This is a genomic window from Halorubrum kocurii JCM 14978 (assembly GCF_000337355.1).
Taxonomy (GTDB): Archaea; Halobacteriota; Halobacteria; order Halobacteriales; family Haloferacaceae; genus Halorubrum; species Halorubrum kocurii.
In genome coordinates, this window is the sequence record NZ_AOJH01000055.1 from 1 (window position 1) to 15,850 (window position 15,850).

General features: G+C 68.1%; 15 protein-coding genes, 1 tRNA gene and 1 pseudogene. 6 read left to right on the forward strand and 11 right to left on the reverse strand.

Annotated features, from left to right (window positions below):
- The 4 genes and pseudogenes from C468_RS08170 to C468_RS08185 all read right to left on the reverse strand — a co-directional run.
- A pseudogene (locus C468_RS08170) lies at nt 1–542 on the reverse strand (serine/threonine kinase); the annotation flags it as partial.
- Complete coding sequence (locus tag C468_RS08175) at nt 539–931, reverse strand: hypothetical protein (RefSeq protein ID WP_008848416.1); 393 nt, start codon at nt 929–931, stop codon at nt 539–541. The pseudogene C468_RS08170 and the gene C468_RS08175, both read right to left, overlap by 4 nt.
- Nucleotides 921–1,595, reverse strand: a complete 675-nt coding sequence (locus C468_RS08180) for a hypothetical protein (RefSeq protein ID WP_008848417.1) — start codon at nt 1,593–1,595, stop codon at nt 921–923. Before C468_RS08180 ends, C468_RS08175 begins: the two co-directional genes overlap by 11 nt.
- A gap of 77 nt (nt 1,596–1,672) precedes the next feature.
- Nucleotides 1,673–2,200, reverse strand: coding sequence for a hypothetical protein (locus C468_RS08185; RefSeq protein ID WP_049912139.1), 528 nt, complete (start codon nt 2,198–2,200; stop codon nt 1,673–1,675).
- 193 nt (nt 2,201–2,393) lie between these two features.
- On the opposite strand from C468_RS08185, the gene C468_RS08190 reads away from it, so the two are divergent.
- Together C468_RS08190 and C468_RS08195 are read left to right on the forward strand one after the other, a co-directional pair.
- Nucleotides 2,394–3,644, forward strand: a complete 1,251-nt coding sequence (locus C468_RS08190) for an RNA-guided endonuclease InsQ/TnpB family protein (protein ID WP_008848419.1) — start codon at nt 2,394–2,396, stop codon at nt 3,642–3,644.
- A 177-nt stretch (nt 3,645–3,821) separates the two neighbouring features.
- Complete coding sequence (locus tag C468_RS08195; RefSeq protein ID WP_008848420.1) at nt 3,822–4,415, forward strand: flavin reductase family protein; 594 nt, start codon at nt 3,822–3,824, stop codon at nt 4,413–4,415.
- A 285-nt stretch (nt 4,416–4,700) separates the two neighbouring features.
- Here C468_RS08195 and C468_RS08200 read toward each other — a convergent pair.
- Nucleotides 4,701–4,774: transfer RNA gene (locus tag C468_RS08200), tRNA-Tyr, on the reverse strand.
- A gap of 140 nt (nt 4,775–4,914) precedes the next feature.
- On the opposite strand from C468_RS08200, the gene C468_RS08205 reads away from it, so the two are divergent.
- Both C468_RS08205 and C468_RS08210 read left to right on the forward strand, forming a co-directional pair.
- On the forward strand, nt 4,915–5,784 hold the full coding sequence (locus C468_RS08205) for a hypothetical protein (RefSeq protein ID WP_008848421.1): 870 nt from the start codon (nt 4,915–4,917) through the stop codon (nt 5,782–5,784).
- Between the two features lie 81 nt (nt 5,785–5,865).
- Complete coding sequence (locus tag C468_RS08210) at nt 5,866–6,450, forward strand: NAD(P)/FAD-dependent oxidoreductase (RefSeq protein ID WP_008848422.1); 585 nt, start codon at nt 5,866–5,868, stop codon at nt 6,448–6,450.
- Nucleotides 6,451–6,497: 47 nt separating this feature from the next.
- On the opposite strand, the gene C468_RS08215 is transcribed toward C468_RS08210, so the two are convergent.
- Nucleotides 6,498–7,730 carry an FAD-dependent oxidoreductase gene (locus C468_RS08215; protein ID WP_008848423.1) on the reverse strand — a complete coding sequence of 411 codons (1,233 nt, stop codon included), beginning with the start codon at nt 7,728–7,730 and terminating at the stop codon, nt 6,498–6,500.
- Between the two features lie 196 nt (nt 7,731–7,926).
- A complete protein-coding gene (locus C468_RS08220) occupies nt 7,927–8,160 on the reverse strand; it encodes a YgaP family membrane protein (protein ID WP_008848424.1) in 234 nt (77 codons plus the stop codon).
- 83 nt (nt 8,161–8,243) lie between these two features.
- Between C468_RS08220 and C468_RS08225 the strand changes: the two genes are divergently transcribed.
- Nucleotides 8,244–10,142: a S9 family peptidase gene (locus tag C468_RS08225; protein WP_008848425.1), complete on the forward strand. Its 1,899-nt coding sequence runs from the start codon at nt 8,244–8,246 to the stop codon at nt 10,140–10,142.
- Between the two features lie 67 nt (nt 10,143–10,209).
- On the opposite strand, the gene C468_RS08230 is transcribed toward C468_RS08225, so the two are convergent.
- Both C468_RS08230 and C468_RS08235 read right to left on the reverse strand, forming a co-directional pair.
- Nucleotides 10,210–11,082 (reverse strand): sulfurtransferase, encoded by an 873-nt coding sequence (locus C468_RS08230; RefSeq protein ID WP_008848426.1) that lies wholly within the window; start codon nt 11,080–11,082, stop codon nt 10,210–10,212.
- 138 nt (nt 11,083–11,220) lie between these two features.
- Complete coding sequence (locus C468_RS08235) at nt 11,221–11,646, reverse strand: universal stress protein (protein ID WP_008848427.1); 426 nt, start codon at nt 11,644–11,646, stop codon at nt 11,221–11,223.
- Between the two features lie 204 nt (nt 11,647–11,850).
- On the opposite strand from C468_RS08235, the gene C468_RS08240 reads away from it, so the two are divergent.
- Nucleotides 11,851–13,311 (forward strand): DUF6498-containing protein, encoded by a 1,461-nt coding sequence (locus C468_RS08240; protein WP_008848428.1) that lies wholly within the window; start codon nt 11,851–11,853, stop codon nt 13,309–13,311.
- 665 nt (nt 13,312–13,976) lie between these two features.
- Here the strand turns inward: C468_RS08240 and C468_RS08245 are convergent.
- Nucleotides 13,977–14,513, reverse strand: a complete 537-nt coding sequence (locus C468_RS08245; RefSeq protein WP_008848429.1) for a GNAT family N-acetyltransferase — start codon at nt 14,511–14,513, stop codon at nt 13,977–13,979.
- Nucleotides 14,510–15,793 carry an ornithine cyclodeaminase gene (locus C468_RS08250; protein ID WP_008848430.1) on the reverse strand — a complete coding sequence of 428 codons (1,284 nt, stop codon included), beginning with the start codon at nt 15,791–15,793 and terminating at the stop codon, nt 14,510–14,512. The genes C468_RS08245 and C468_RS08250 overlap by 4 nt, the downstream gene beginning before the upstream one ends.
- Nucleotides 15,794–15,850: the final 57 nt, after the last annotated feature.

A 15,850-nucleotide genomic window follows, 5' to 3' on the forward strand; every position in this document is an offset into this window, starting at 1 on the left:
GGCACGTCGGTGTACGTCTCCCCGGCCTCCGCCGGCTCGCCGCGCGGTGCGCGCAGGCGGAACGAGACCTCGCTGAGGTTCGCCGTCGCCGACGACTCGTCCAGCGACGGCAGGTGCATCCGGATCCCCTCGTCGGTCTGGATCACGTTCGTCTTGAGCGTGAAGTCCACGTCGTCGACGCGGTAGCGCTCGCTCGCCAGGTCGTCGTCGACCTCCTGGAGCGCCGCGCCGAGGTTCGAGAAGACCTGCTTCGGCTCCACCGCCGGCCGCTGGGCCTCGAGCTCTCCGACCCGCTCCCGAAGCGCCTCCCGCTCCGCCTCCGTCTTCGAGAGCCGGCGTTCCAGGGCGGTCCGCTCGCTTCGAACGTCCAGCACGTCGGTCTGGAGGCGAACGAGCGACTCCTGCTGTTCGGTGATCAGCCGTTCGACCGCCGCCCGCTCGACCGTCTCGAGCTTGTCGACGTCGACCTGGGGGATCTCCTCGAGCTGGAACGTCTCGGCGACCCGCGTCGTGTCGGCGTCGAACGCGAAGCGATCGCTCATGGGCTGCGGGACTCCGGCGGGACGGGGGCGATGCGGAGCCGCACCTCGCTGGCGATCTCGGCGTCCAGATCGTACTCGTCCGCGGTGCGGTGGTTCAGCGGGACGGCGCTCACGACCGGCTTGTAGCCGCGGATTTCGTCGGTCTCCGGGTCGCGGATCTCTTGTCCCTCGATCGACAGCGTCATTTCCAGATCGGCTTCCACGTCGGCGAACCTGAGCCACGACGCGTCGAGGTCGTACGCGAGGCTCCCGTCCTCGATGTCGCGGTCGATCGCGCGCTGGACCTCCATCGACCGACGGTCCAGCTCCTCTTGGCCCTCGGCGACCGAGAACGCGACCGTCCGGATGAACTCCTTGAGCGGCCGCGCGAGCCACTCGTCAGTCGGCACGCTCGCCTCCGGTTCCGGCGTTCCCGGCGGTATCCGCCACCCCGGCGTCACCGGTGTTCCTTGTCTCCCCGGCGTCACCGGTGTTCCTTGTCTCCCCGGCGTCACCGGCGTTCCCTGCGTTTCCGACATCGCTCGTCTCTTCGGGCCCGATCGCGACCGGCGGGGGAGTCGGTTCGAGCCGGGCCGCGAGCCGGGCGTTCGCGCCCGCCTCGCGGTCGAACGTTCGACGGTCGATCACGGACTGCGTGCCCGCCCGGAGGTCGAACGCCGGCTCCGCGCGCTCGCCCTCCGGTCGGTCGCGCCCCGACCGGTCGCGGTCCGCGGCGCTCACGTCGACCGCGACCTCGATCGTCGCGTCGCTGAACCGGTAGCGGGCGGGCGTGAGCCCGAGTTCGAGCAGGGACCGAGGTTCGGCCGGCGCGGCGTCGGTGGTGACCGTTCCGTCCGACGCCACTGTGCGAGTCAGCGACGGGACGACGTCGATCTCCGTCTCCGCGAACGTCGCGAGCGTCGCGGCGGTCCGCGCGTCGAGCGCGGTCTGGGCGTCGGCGACGCCGGCGGCCAGCAGGTAGACGAGGTCGTCGAACGGGAGGTCCGCGACCGCTCGGGTCGGTCGGTCGGGGGCGGTACTGCGCGGCGGTAGGTGGTGTGCTCGTAGCGGCATGGGGCTCGACGCGGCCGCCCTCCGTCCGCCCTGCGGACTCGGTGCGAGGGCGCACGCGCGGAGCGCGGCGAGGGCGTTCACTCCGTCTCCTCGTCGTCGGTCTGTCGCTGGTCGACCGTCTCGACCTCGGGGAAGAGGTACGGCGGCTCCGGAACCGGGACCATCGTGGTCTTGAGCTCGCTCGTCCCGTGGACCTCCTTGCCGAACTTCCGGTTGTGGCTCACGTCGGTCTGGATGCTGCCGCCCCAGAGGCCGAACCCCGCGTGCGCCTCGGCGCTGACGTCGATGTTCGTCTCCCGTTCGGTGGTCGTCTTGATGTCCATCTCGACCTCGATGACGGCCTCCGAGAACTGGTAGAAAGTCGGGAACAGCCCCGCCTGCAGCAGCGAGACGTCGATTGGCGTCGCGGAGGAGTAGGTGACGTCGCCGTCCGAGTCGATCGTCCGCGTGATCGCCGGGACGACCTCGATATCCGTCTCCGCGAGGATCTTCGCGACCTCGACCGAGTTCATGTCCAACTGGTTCTGCGCGTCCGCGATCCCCTGACCCATGCTCGCGATCATCTCGGGGAACGGCACGTCGAGTAGCTCCTGTCCTACAGACATTCTTAACTATTTATTGCAATAAATATTAAACACGTATGTAATAAATCAGAGATATTTTCACCGGTTTTACCAGAATTGAGGCGAGAATGCCCCTTCCTCAAGGAGCGACCAACGGGAGCGAGTAGGGAGGAGATGAATCGCCGCACACCAGTACAAACCATTAAGACAACATATCGAGAATCAATAGACAGCGATGGAGTACAGTCACCGCTACCATGCCTACCCGACACAAGAGGTAGCGGCTGAACTAGACTACCATATCGACGTTCATCGCCAAGCGTACAACTACACCCTGTACGAGTACGAGAACGTGGACGACGACGACATCGGCTCTGCGTACAAGCACCACTCCCGACTCCCCAACTGGAAAGATGAGTTCCCCGTTTTCTCGGAAGTCAACTCGAAGGCTCTACAACGAACCGTCACTCGGTTCTACCAGAATCTCACTGGACTCTCCGAGCAGAAGCAAAACGGACGCAAGGTCGGGAAGCTCAACTGGAAGTCTCCGAGAGAGTTCCAGAGTATAACGTATTCGCAGTCTGGCTTCGAACTCAAAAACACGAGTGGCCGACACGCGACGCTCTGGCTCTCCAAAATCGGAGATACCAAACTCCGCTACCACCGCGAGATCCCCGACGAAGCAGCTATCAAAGAGGTCACAGTGAAAAAAGGGACGACCGGTGACTGGTTCATCTCTTTCGGGCTGGAAACCGACGAGGCTGACCTGCCCGAGAAACCCGAGGTGGAGATGCTCGACACGAGCAACAGTATCGGGATCGACCTCGGCATTCTGAACTACATCCACACGTCGGACGGCAACACCGTGGACTGGCTCGACCTCAAAGACGAGTACGATCGTCTCCGTCGAGAGCAACAGAACCTCTCGCGGAAGGAACACGGGTCGAACAACTACGAGAACCAGCGCAAAACGGTTGCGAAGGTCAAACGCCACATCCGCCGAAAGGTGCTGGACTACCAGCACAAGCTCACGATATGGCTCGTCACAGAGTACGATGCGGTGTTCGTGGAAGACCTGAACGTCGCTGAGATGCTTCAAGGCGATGGGAACGCGCGGAACAAGCAGGCTGCGGCGTGGCGACAGTTCATCACTCTTCTGGAATACAAAGGTGAGCTGTACGGGACACACGTCGTACAAGTCGACGCAGCGGGAACGACGAAAGAGTGTGCGACGTGTGGTGTGGAGACAGCGAAACCCATCTGGGTCAGAGAGCACTCGTGTCCGAGTTGTGGGTTTGAGTGTAACCGTGACGCGAACGCGGCGATGAACGTCTTGCAGAGAGGCTTTGCTGAACTAGGGCTGGGATGGCCCGAAGACACGCCTGTGGAGACTGCGCTCCCCGCGGATACCCATTCGGTGTCTGCAAAGCGCGTCATAGAAGCAGGAAGCCCCACCCTCAACGAAGCCGCACCAGCGGCTGAGTAGGGTGGGGTAGTTCACGCTGGGCTTTCGGACGCTAACCGACGGGCGCAACGCCCGTGGCGATTTTCAATCAACCTCTCGGAGACCGTATCGCCGGCTGTATCCGGATCGCGGCGAGCGGCGCGGTCGTGTCGGCCAGCCGCGAGAATGCTTATACAGGCCATACTGGGATACACACCAATGGACATCGACCCGGACGAGGCCGTCGACGACATGTACCGGCTCTTGACGAGCATCATCGTCCCCCGCCCTATCGGGTGGGTCTCGACGCGGAGCGCCGCCGGCGTCGACAACCTCGCTCCGTACAGTTTCTACATGGGAATCATCGAGGCGGAGCCGCCGGTGGTGATGTTCTCGGCCGAGGACCGAGCCGATGGGATCCAGAAGGATTCGACGCAAAACGTCCTCGAAACGGAGGCGTTCGGTCTCAACTTGGTCACTTCAGACTTGGTCGAACAGATGGACCGGACCAGCCAGGGCGTCGACAGCGACACGGACGAGTTCGACCTCGTCGGATTGGCGCGGCGAGAGGCCGACACCGTCGACGTGTCGCTCGTCGCCGCCGCCAAGGCGACCATGGAGTGTACGCTTCACGACACGCTCTCCATCGGCGATCACACCGTCGTCTTCGGACGCATCGAACTGATCCACGTCGACGACGCACTCCTGACCGACGGGAAGATAGACGTCCGGAAAATCGACGCAATCGGGCGATTGACCGGATCGTACTACGCCGAGCTGGAACCGTTTCAGGTTGACCGCGACTGGCAGTAGTCGGCTAGCAATCTGCTGGAAAGGAAGTCCGCCCTCCCCGAATTGAACTCGCCGAGACAGTCCGGGCGTGCGGCTCGCTTCGCTCGCCGGTCCGGGCTGTGACTCGTCTGCCCGATTCGGTCCGTGAGACTTCTGACTGCTCACGTTGTTCGCAGCAGAAGTCCGCCCTCCCCGAATTGAACGCCGGAAGACGTGCTCGCTTCGCTGCGCACGACTTCCGAGCCCTCGTTCGCTTCGCTCACGAGGACGGGGGACAAGTCGACTACGAAACGGCTGGAGAACGAGTCCGCCCTCCCCGAATTGAACGGGGGACAAGTCGATCTACAGTCGACTGCTCTACCAGGCTGAGCTAAGGGCGGTTACCGTATTCTACCCGCCGGATCTAACTTAAGGGTTCCCTTTCAAACGCGGTGTGATCCGCCGTACCGCGGGCCGGATCGGGGTCCTGCGTCCGCCCGCCGCGCGCGATTCTTAAGTCCCTCGCGGCGGGAGCGGGAGTATGGCCGACGGCGACGATCGACAGGCGACGTTCGGGTCGGACGGGAGCTTGGAGACCGACACGACGCCGGACGCGACCGGCGAGAACGACTTCGGCGAGGAGAAGGAGGCCAACGAGACCGACGGCGGCTACAGCCGGTACGTCGTCTCCAGCCTCCTCCAGAAGGCGGTGCGCCGCTCCGACGAGGAGGTCGCCGCGTGGGCCGCGTGGGAGCTGGCCCGCTCCGGCTACGCGTGGAACCTCTGGGACCGCCTGAACCTCTACGTCGTCGAGGACCTCCGCGCGGGCAGCGACGCGGCCCTCGCGATCGAGCGCTACGAGGAGCTCGCCACCGAGCGCTGGGAGCCTGCCGAGTGGAAAGGGCGGATCTGCGCGATCCACGCCGCGCTGGCGGCGACCCGCGCGCGCTCGACCCGGGAGGCCTCGAACGCCGACGCCTACTTCTCTGCCGTCGCCGAGGTCCGGGCCGAGGCCCGTGAACGCGGCGAGGAGCCCGCCCACGACTTCCCCGTCGGCGACCTCGAACCGGGGGGAACGTTCGACGCCGTCTTCGACGGCCACACCGGGGAGGGCGCGCGCCGCGACCGCGGCACGCGCTTTTTCAAGACCCACGGCGCTCGGGTCGGCCCGGAGGGCGAAGACGACCAGAGCGCCCGCTGGCAGCGTCTCGCCATGCTCCTCGACGACGAGACCGACTACTCGGCGGCCGAGCTCGACCGGGCCGTCGAGCCGGTCGATCCCGAGGACCCGTGGGGCGAGCCGGCGACCGGCGCTAGAGGCGACACCGGGAACACCGGCGACGACGACACCGACAGCACCGATGAGAACGGTCCCGATCGCACCGGCTCGCTCACCGACTTCTCGGAGTAGCCTCGGCTCGCTCGTCGGGTATCGCCGCCTCGGTACCTGCCTTCGCCAGTCCTTATCAGTGTGAACCCGTTACACGGGTGTATGGTAGACGTAGCAATCGTCGGCGGCGGACCGGCCGGGCTCAGCGCGGGACTGTTCGCGGGCAAGAACGGGCTCGACACCGTCCTGTTCGACACCGACGGCACGTGGATGCATAAGGCGCACCTGTTCAACTACCCCGGGATCGGCTCGGTCGGCGGCAGCGAGTTCCTCGCGACCGCCCGCCAGCAGGCGGACGACTTCGGGGTCACCCGGAACCAGGGCGAGGAGGTCACCGACGTCGAGGAGCACGGCGACGGCTTCCTCGTGACGACCGAGGCGGACGAGTACGAGACCGACTACGTCGTGCTGGCGACGGGGGCGAGCCGCGACCTCGCCGAGTCGCTTGGCTGCGAGTTCGACGGCGACCTCGTCGACGTCGGCGTCTCGATGGAGACGAGCGTCGAGGGCGCGTACGCGACCGGCGCGATGGTCCGCGCCGAGGAGTGGCAGGCGGTCATCTCGGCCGGGGACGGCGCCGCCGCGGCCCTCAACATCCTCTCGAACGAGAAGGGCGAACACTACCACGACTTCGACGTGCCCGACACCGCGACCTCGGTGTTCGGCGGCCTGATCGACGACGAGTAGCGGCGTCGCCTCGACGGCGTTCACCGGGCATCTCCCTCTCCAGTTCGTCAGTCGTCAGCCGCGGCGTCGACGACGCCGGCGTCGGTCGGGTTCGCCCCGCCGTACCGCTCGACAAACGCGTCGAGCTCGTCCGGGTCGTCGGCCCCCGGCAGCCGCTCGTCCGCCGTCCGACACGGCTCGTCGACGCCGAGCCGCTCGCAGACGCGGTCGCTCGTCGCTTCGGCCATCTCCCGGTAGGTCGTCAGCTTCCCGCCGACCACGGTGTGGAGGTTCGCGACCCCCTCGTCGGCGTGGTCGATCACGCTGAAACCCCGAGAGATCCCCCGCCGATCGGATCCGGCCTCCTCGGGAGCGTACAGCGGGCGGACGCCCCACCACGTCCGGACCGTCGGCGCGTCGGCGACGGCGGGGAGCATCGCCGCGCACTCCTCGACCGACCGCTCCACCTCCCAGTCGGCCCGCTCGTACTCGTCGGGATCGTCGACCGGGACGCTCGTCGTGCCGAGCACGGCCTCCCCCTCGTGGGGCACGACGATGTCGCCGTCGTCGGGGTCGCGACACCGGTTCAACACGGGATCGAGCCCCTCGTACTCGACGGAGATCATCACGCCGCGGCTCGGCGCCATCCCCACCTCGACGCCGGCCAGGTCGGCGATCCGGTCGGCCCACGCCCCCGTGGCGTTGACCACGTGGTCCGGCCGGAGCGTGGCGTCGACCTCGCCGCCGACGCGCACGGCCGAGACCGCGCCGTCGGCCGTCTCGATGTCCTCGACCGGCGCGTCGGTGTGGACGGTGGCACCGTGTCGCTCGGCGTCGGCCGCGTTGGCGGCGACCAGTCTGGACGGGTAGATCACGCCGTCGGGCACCCGGAACGCCTCCGCGACGTCGTCGGAGAGCCCGGGGACGACCGCCCGCGCCTCGTCGCCGTCGAGCCGCTCGGTCTCGATTCCGATCTCCTCGCAGGCGGCGATCTTCTCCTCGAAGTAGTCCGGGTCGTCGCCCGCGAGGCGGACGAACAGCCCGCCCGTCTCGCGCACGCACGCCCCGGCGATTTCGCTGAGCGTCCGGTTCTCGCGGATGCACTCCTCGGCGCCGGGCGCGTCGGCCTCCGCGTAGCGGGCGCCGCTGTGGAGCAGCCCGTGCGAGCGGCCGGATGTCCCGCTCCCGAGCCCGCCGCGGTCGACGATGGTCACGTCGACCCCGCGAAGCGCGAGGTCGCGCGCGACGCCCGCCCCGGTCGCGCCGCCGCCGATCACGAGGACGGTCGGTTCGTCGCTCACGCGCGGTCACCTCGGACAGCCGCGAGCCGGTCGTCGCGAGCGCACATGCGGCCGGTCGGTCGGGGTCGGAGCCTCATGTGAGACGTTACGACTAAGCGCACTTGAGACTGCCGCCGCCGGCGATCACGAAACTCCGGAGAACAGTCGTTTCACTCCGTCTACCACGGGGTGCGGTCGGCGTCGATCGGTCGCAGCGCTACCGCGAACTGCCCGCCGACGCCGGACACGTGTCGACGCCGAGGAGGGCGTAGAGCCCGCAGGTCCCGGTCGCGGCGGTGCCGAGCATGACGAGGGCGACGACCCCGAGGACGGGCGCGGCGAGTTCGGGGAGCGGTACCGCGCCGCCGAGGGTTCCGAGCGAGGCGATCCCGAGGACCGCTCCGAGGGCGATTCTGACGCGCTTGTCGGCCGCACCGACGTTCTGTTGCATACATCACAATACGGCACACGACCGTATATACGTTTGCACGGCCGGGAAACGTTGAAGTCGATACGCCCGCCGTATGTGATCAGATGTCTGACACAGACGAGACCGACGCGCTCCGCGAGCTCGCCTCCCTCCCGACGATTTCGAGCCCGCGGGTGTCCCCCGACGGCGAGACGGTCGCCCTCTACTACGACGTCACCGGTCGCAACGAGCTTCACCTCTGTGACCCGGCGGACGGGTCCTTAGAGCAGCTCAGCGACGGCGACGTCCCCCGGTCGGTCCGCGCCGGGTTCGAGTGGGACCCGAGCGGCGATCGACTGTTCTATCACCGCGACGAGGACGGCGACGAGCAGCACGACGTGTGGGCGATGTCGCTCGACGGCAGGAGCGAACCGGTCGTCGAGATGGAGGGGCAGATCCGGCTCAACGACGTGGGCGAGGACGGGGAGACCCTCCTGGTCGGCTCCAGCCGGGGCGGGCAGATGAACCTCTACCGCCACGACCTCCCGAGCGGCGAGACGACGAAGGTCACCGACTACGACCGGGCGGTGGCGGCGGGCCAGCTCTCCCCCGAGGGCGACCGGATGGCGTACGCGACCAACGAGACCGACGCCTACGAGAACAGCGACGTGTACGTCGCCGACGTCGACGGCTCGAACGCCCGCAACCTCGAGATCGGCGACGTGGGCGCGGAGTCGGCCCCGATCGACTGGGGCCCCGACGGCGATCGACTGCTCGTCGTCGACAACACGACCGACCTCGGGCGGACCGGGATCGTCGACCTCTCCGACGGGGTCGACGACGCGACGGTGACCTGGTTCGGCGACGGCGAGTTCGAGGAGTCGGCGAGCCACTTCCTCGAGGGCGGCGACCGATTCGTCGCGAGCCGGACGCGCGGCGCCGTCACCGTCCCCGTCGTCTACGACGTCGAGACCGGCGAGGGCCGCGAACTCGACTTCCCGGCCGGCGTCGCCAACGTGACGGAGGGGCGATTGGCGGACGACCGCCTCCTCGCGTACCGGACCACGTCGAGCAAGCGCCCCGAACTCGTCACGTACGACCTCGCGACCGACGCGACGGAGACGGTGTTCGACGCGGAGTACGGCCCGTTCGACCCGGACGACTTCGTCGAGCCCGAGACGGTCTCGTTCGTCTCCGACGGCGTCCCCGAGAGCCCGGCGCACGCGGTCGACCACGACCCCTACGAGGAGTTCGAGATCGAGGGGCTCCTGTTCGATTCCGGTCGACGCCCCTCGCCGCTGATCGTGAACCCGCACGGCGGGCCGCGACACCACGACAGTCGGCGGTTCAGCTACCGCGTTCAGTTCCTGCTCTCCCGCGGCTACTCCGTCCTCCAAGTGAACTACCGCGGCTCCACGGGGCGCGGCCGCGAGTTCGTCGAGGAGCTGTACGACGACTGGGGCGGCGCCGAGCAGGGCGACGTGGCGGTCGGCGCCGAGCGCGTCCTCGACGAGTACGACTGGCTCGACGAGGAGCGCGTCGCCGTGTACGGCGGCTCCTACGGGGGGTACTCCGCGAACTGGCAGCTGGTCCAGTACCCGGACCTGTACGCCGCCGGGGTCACGTGGGTCGGCGTCAGCGACCTGTTCGACATGTACGAGAACACGATGCCGCACTTCCGGACGGAGCTCATGGTGAAGAACCTCTGCGAGCCCGACGAGAACGAGGCGATCTACCGCGAGCGCAGCCCCGTGACCCACGTCGAGAACGTCGACGCGCCCCTCCTGATCGTCCACGGCGTCAACGACCCGCGCGTGCCGGTCTCACAGGCCAGGATCCTCCGCGACGCGCTCGACGACGCCGGCTTCGAGGAGGGCGTCGACTACGAGTACGAGGAGCTCGGCGAGGAGGGCCACGGCTCCGGCGACATCGACCAGAAGATCCGCTCGCTGGAGCTGCTCGACGACTTCCTCGACCGCCGGATCGGCGCGGAGCCGACCGCCGTCGCGTCGCTGGACGACTGAGGGGCGGCGTCGACACCGATTTGGTTTAAAAGTACGCGACCGGGCGTTCAGCGCGCGCGGACGACGCTCACTCGCCCGTCTCGATCGGCGCGCCGACCAGGTTGCCCCACTCGGTCCACGAGCCGTCGTAATTCCGGACGTCGTCGTAGCCGAGCAGCTCGTGCAGGAGGAACCACTCGATCGACGAGCGCTCGCCGACGCGGCAGTAGGTGATCGTCGACTCGTCGCCGTCGACGCCGGCGTCGGAGTACAGCTCGCGGAGCTCGTCCGCGCTTTTGAACGTGCCGTCCTCGTTCAGGGTCGTCCCGATCGGGACGCTGCTCGCGCCGGGGATGTGGCCGCCGCGCTGGGCCGTCTCGTTGAGCCCCTCGGGGGCGATGACCTCGCCGGAGAACTCCTCGGGGGAGCGCACGTCGACCATCGGGATCCCCTCCTCGATCGCCTTGTCGATGTCGTCCTTGTACGCGCGGACGCTCTCGAAGGGACCGCGGGCCTCGTACTCCTGTGCCGGGAAGTCGGGCTCGTCAGTCGAAAGCGGGTAGTCGTTCTCGACCCAGTACCCCTTTCCGCCGTCGATGACGCGGACGTCGTCGTGGCCGTAGTACTTGTAGATCCAGTAGCCGAACAGCGCGAACCAGTTGGGGACGCGGCCGCCGCCGTACACGACGACCGTCGTGTCGGCCTCGATGCCGGCGTCACCGTTGCGCTCGGCGAAGTCCGCCTTCGAGACGATGTCGCGCTCCGTCTCGTCGGTGAACACCTCGTCCCACTCGAAGTTCAGCGCGCCCGGGATGTGCCCCTCCTCGTAGGGCGTGTACTCCGACTCGTCGGTGACGGTCGGGTTGTTGATCTCGACGAGCCGATACGCCGGGTCGTCGCTCTCGAACTGCTCGAGGTTCGATTCGACCCAGTCCGCCGTGACGAGTACGTCTTCGGGCATCACCCGTCATAGGGCGCAACGCGGCTTTGAAGGACCGATAATGGCGGTTCTTTCCGGCGCCTGTGACGCCGGTGGCTCCGGCTCGAACGGCGAGAACGCCGGGTACGGGCCGCCGCGGTCGGGTCTGACGGCTGATAGCTACCGGATCACCGTCACGGGCACGTCGGCCTTGTCGACGACGCTCTTCGCGACGCTGCCGACGACCTGCTCGCGCTCCTCCGAGAGGCCGCGGTGGCCGACGTAGATGGCGTCGACCGACTCCTCGGCCGCGTAGTCCGTGAGCGCGTCGGCCGGGCGCCCCGTGAGCAGTTGGGTGCGCACGTCGATCGGCTCGTCGCCGACCGCCTCCTCGGCGACGGCGCGCGCGTTCTCTAAGACGCCCTCCCCCGCCTCGACGGCGGCCTCCTCGCCCGGGAGGATGATCGTCCCGTCCACCAGCTCCGAGTCCGGCGTCAACACGTGGGCGATCTCGAGCGTCTCGTAGAACGCGACCGCCTGTCGCGCGGCGTACCGGACCGCTTTGTCGCTCTCCGTCGATCCGTCGGTTGCAACGAGATAGCTCATACGTGGAACTGGGACTGGCATCCACATAACTCCTGTCCGAAGTTCCCGGACCGTGAGGGAGCGAGGCCGCCCCCTGACGTGGGGCGTACCAATGAACGTATCCACGATCCGACCCGCGACTCGACCCGTGAGTCGGTTCCGCGGGCCGATCCGCGTTCACCGGTGTTTATAAACGCGGCCGGTCGTTTCGGAAAACGACGACGGATGCCCTCCATCGCTCACCGCGGCCGCCGGAGTCCCTCCGGAGCCACCGGGTTCATCCCCGTCCTGCTCGCCAACCTGATCCCGCTCGTCGGCGTGCTCCTCCTCGGCTGGGACCCCGCGACGCTCGCCGCGGTGTACGTGATCGAAGCCGTGCTGTCGATCCCGCTGGCGGGCGCGACGGCACTGTTCGCGGCCCGTCCGCCCGCCGGGGACCGCGAGCCGGGCGTCATCAGCGTCACGAAGACGCCGCTGGCGAGCAAACGCGGCGCGTTCCGCCCGGTCTCGTGGCTCCCCCCGGTCTATCCGCGAAACCTCCCGTTCGCGGCGGCCGTCTGCGGCGCGACCGCGTGGATCGCGCTGTTCGTCGGCGTCACGTTCTCGCAGGCGTTCGACGTGCCGACCCTGCTCGGTCGTCCGACCGTCCTCGCGTCGGCGCTCGCGCTCCTCGCAGGGCAAGCGGTCGAGGCCGCCCGCGACTACCTCGGCCGACAGCGGTACGCGGAGACCTCGCCGTACGCGGTCGTGGAAACCCCGACGAGGCGGGGGGTCTTCCTGCTGTTCGTCCTGTTCGCGCTCCCGCCGCTCCACGCCGCAGGCGGCGGGGTCGCCGTGCTCGCCGCCTTCGTCGCGGCCAAGCTCGTCGTCGAGTGGTCGGCGTTCCGGACGGCTCACGGCGACGACGCCGGGGGTGGCGGCCGACTCACCGACTGGCTCGCCGGTCCGACCGAGTCGCCAGAGGACCCGGAGCCGATCGCGGTTCCCGACGCCGAACCGGACGTCCGGATCCCGGTTCATCGCCGGACCGCCGTCGCCACCGCCGTTCTGAAGACGCTCGTCGGCGTCGCCCCGATCTACGCGACCGGCTTCCTCGTCGCGTGGATCGCCGCTTTCGGGCTGTTCGTCGGCGGGGACCCGTCCGGTGCCGTCGTCCGCTGGTCCGCGGTCGCCCTCTTCGCGCTGTTCCTCGGCGCGCTCGCGGTAAACGCCGCCGGGTTCGCGCTCACCTACGCCCCGATCGAGTACCGGCGGTACGGCGACCGGCTGGTCGCGTACGACGCGTGGCTCGACGAACCGCAGTGGGTCGCCTCCGTCGATCGGCTCCGCGGGGCGAGCGTGGTTCACACCCGGCTCCCGGACCGCATGTTCGGCGCGCGAACCGTCGGGTTGACCGCGGGCGTGGGCGACGACGAGACGGAGCGGTTCGTCGGCCCGGTCGCCGACGGCGAGGCGCTCGCGTCGGCGTTCGACCTCCCGGTTCGCTCGACCGACCTGCCGGCGATGGACCGCCCGATCGCCGCGGTCGCGGTCGCTGTCGGACTCGCGCTCGCCGCCGGCGCCGTCGCGCTGATCGCCGGCCCGTGGGGCTCCTCGGCCGATGTCGTACGGGTCTTCTTCCTGCTGCCGTTCGCCGTCTGGTCGGTACGATGGCTATGGCGGCAGGCGTACGACGAGCCGGAGTGAACAGATCCGCTGAGACCCTCAAAAATACCGCTTCTACACGATTGCAGCCGGTGAGGGGACTGTGGCGAGCGATTACGGGAGTGGGTATTGCAGGTCGGTGGCGACAATACGATATGTAAATCGCTGTGAGCCACAGCGACGATCGCTTATAAATAAACGAGGCGGTGGCGTGCGCCTGTGAGCGCCCACCGGGCGCGAGCAGCCCGCACGAGGGAGTCGGTCGCCCGGAGCAACGCGGAGGGCGACCGACGAGGCTGGGGAGGTGTGAGGTGCGGTTGCTGAGCGGTACGGGGTGGGACTCAAAGGGGCAGTTGCGAGGGCGAAGCCCGGCGACGGAAGCACCGCAGTAAAGGAGCGGTAGCGACTGAGCGAGGAGCGCAGCGAGCCGCGCGAGTCCCGCGAGCAACGCGAGCGGGACCACGAACGTCGCAGCCCGCGCAGCGAAGCGAGCAGGAACGACGTTCGGAGGCCCTCGCGACTGGGGCTTTGCAGGTGTTCACCGCGTCGTCGATTGTTTATAAATGGACTCACTCGTGACGTGGTATTCCTACTCCCGCCATCGATCAGGAGCAGGCTTCAGCGACCGGTTTTCCGCGAGTATCTCCGAACACACGATTACAACGGATCGCTTAAATATCGAACGAGCGCCGTATACCGTTCCAGAGTCACTCGTCGAGCGACCGCGCCACCAGCTCGCCCCACGGCTCGAAGCCGTGGCGGTCGTAGAAGCCCTTGGCGCGCTCGTTCGCGGGGTCGACGTCGAGCACGACCCGGTCGAGCGGGAGGTCCTGGTCGCCGGCGAGCGCGACCGCGGCGTCCAGCAGGTCGTCGGCGACGCCGGTGCCGCGACGCTCGGGCGTGACGTAGATCTCGTTGATCACGGCGGCGTCCCAGATCATCGCGAGGCGCTCGGGGAGGACGAAGACATAGCCGAGGAGGGACGGGTCGCCGACGGCGGATCCGCCCGCGTCGCCACCGTCGTCGTCGACCGCGACCGTCACGCACCGCTCGTCGTCGTCGACGCACCGGCCCACCCACGCGAGCCACGACTCGCGGTAGCCGTCGGTGAGCTTCCCCTCGTAGGCCGCGGCCTTCTCCTCCCCGCCGGTCGATTCGCCGAGGCCGCGCTCGAAGGCGAGCTTGAGGTCGTACAGCGCGTCGGCGTCGGTCTCGGAGTCGTACGGCCGGAGGTCGGCGGTCATTCGTCGCCGGCTTGGGGGTGTCCGCCGTCCGCGCCGACGGCGACCTCCCCCTCTTCGCCTTCCAGCACGAACTCGGCGAGCGTGGGGACGAACGTCCCGATGTCGGTGACCATCCCGACCGCCTGCGCCGAGCCGCGGTCGAGCAGCTGGGTAACCGTGGCGGGGTTGATGTCGACGCACACCGTCTTCGTCGTCGACGGGAGGCAGTTCCCGACCGCGACGGAGTGGAGCAGCGTCGCGAGCATCAACACGATGTCGGCGTCGTGAGCCTGCTCGCGGATGGCGTCCTGCGCCTCCACGGCGTCGGTGACCGTGTCCGGGAGGGGCCCATCGTCGCGGATCGAGCCCGCGAGCACGGTGTCGACGTCGTTTCGCACGCACTGGTACATCACGCCCTCCGTGACGATCCCGTCCTCGACGGCGGCCTCGATCCCGCCCGCGCGGATGATCTCCGAGATGGTCCAGATGTGGTGTTTGTGTCCCTTCCGCGGGTGTTCGAGCGTCTCCACGTCCATCCCGAGCGAGGTGCCGTACAGCGAGCGCTCCAGGTCGTGGGTGGCGAAGCCGTTCCCGGCAGAGAGCGAGTCGACGTAGCCCGCCTCGACCAGCTTCGCGAGGGCGTCGCCCGCCCCCGAGTGGATCACGGCGGGGCCGGCGACGACCATCACGTTCCCGCCGTCCTCGGTCACCTCGCGCAGCTCCTCGGCGACCTCGCGGATCGTGGACTCCGAGGGGCGCTCGGAGGAGACACCGCCCTGCATGAAGCCGAACGCGCCGCCCCCGCTGCGCGGGCGCTCGGGCGGGTTCACGCGGATCCCAGACTCGTCGGTCGCGACGAGGTCTCCCTCCTCGACCGCGTTGAGCACCTTCGTGTACGCTCGGGGGCCGCCCTCGGGTTCCACGATCAGCGCGCAGTCCATCTCGATCCGCTCGACGTCGATCCACTCGTCGTCGTAGAGCACCTCCGTCGGGTGGTTGGTGGTCGAGTAGAAGTCCGGCGGGACGACCTTGTCCGCGGGGGCCGCCACGAGGTCGACGTCGGTCGGGTCGTCCAACACCGCGCCGTTCTGGTGGAGCTCGTGGAGGATCGCTTGGAGCGTCTCCGAGTCGTCGGCGGAGACCGCCATCCGGCAGTACGACTCCGCCTCCTCGTGGGTCCCCACGTCGAACTGCTCGACGTCGAAGGAGCCGCCCAGATCCATCACCGCGCCGAAACAGCGCTGCATCGTCCCGCTGTCGATGATGTGGCCCTCGATCTCGACGGTGCGTGAGTGGCTCATACCTCACGGTTTCGCCCCGCGGAGAAACCCGTTTCCCATTCGGCGAACGTCGCGGAC

What these genes read in the sequence shown, in the direction of transcription:
- C468_RS08205 (WP_008848421.1), top strand. Translation starts at nt 4,915, where the DNA reads ATGGCCGACGGCGACGATCGACAGGCGACGTTCGGGTCGGACGGGAGC.
- C468_RS08220 (WP_008848424.1), bottom strand. Translation starts at nt 8,160, where the DNA reads ATGCAACAGAACGTCGGTGCGGCCGACAAGCGCGTCAGAATCGCCCTC.
- C468_RS08180 (WP_008848417.1), bottom strand. Translation starts at nt 1,595, where the DNA reads ATGCCGCTACGAGCACACCACCTACCGCCGCGCAGTACCGCCCCCGAC.
- C468_RS08185 (WP_049912139.1), bottom strand. Translation starts at nt 2,200, where the DNA reads ATGTCTGTAGGACAGGAGCTACTCGACGTGCCGTTCCCCGAGATGATC.
- C468_RS08230 (WP_008848426.1), bottom strand. Translation starts at nt 11,082, where the DNA reads ATGCCCGAAGACGTACTCGTCACGGCGGACTGGGTCGAATCGAACCTC.
- C468_RS08235 (WP_008848427.1), bottom strand. Translation starts at nt 11,646, where the DNA reads ATGAGCTATCTCGTTGCAACCGACGGATCGACGGAGAGCGACAAAGCG.
- C468_RS08225 (WP_008848425.1), top strand. Translation starts at nt 8,244, where the DNA reads ATGTCTGACACAGACGAGACCGACGCGCTCCGCGAGCTCGCCTCCCTC.
- C468_RS08195 (WP_008848420.1), top strand. Translation starts at nt 3,822, where the DNA reads ATGGACATCGACCCGGACGAGGCCGTCGACGACATGTACCGGCTCTTG.
- C468_RS08240 (WP_008848428.1), top strand. Translation starts at nt 11,851, where the DNA reads ATGCCCTCCATCGCTCACCGCGGCCGCCGGAGTCCCTCCGGAGCCACC.
- C468_RS08250 (WP_008848430.1), bottom strand. Translation starts at nt 15,793, where the DNA reads ATGAGCCACTCACGCACCGTCGAGATCGAGGGCCACATCATCGACAGC.
- C468_RS08190 (WP_008848419.1), top strand. Translation starts at nt 2,394, where the DNA reads ATGGAGTACAGTCACCGCTACCATGCCTACCCGACACAAGAGGTAGCG.
- C468_RS08210 (WP_008848422.1), top strand. Translation starts at nt 5,866, where the DNA reads ATGGTAGACGTAGCAATCGTCGGCGGCGGACCGGCCGGGCTCAGCGCG.
- C468_RS08245 (WP_008848429.1), bottom strand. Translation starts at nt 14,513, where the DNA reads ATGACCGCCGACCTCCGGCCGTACGACTCCGAGACCGACGCCGACGCG.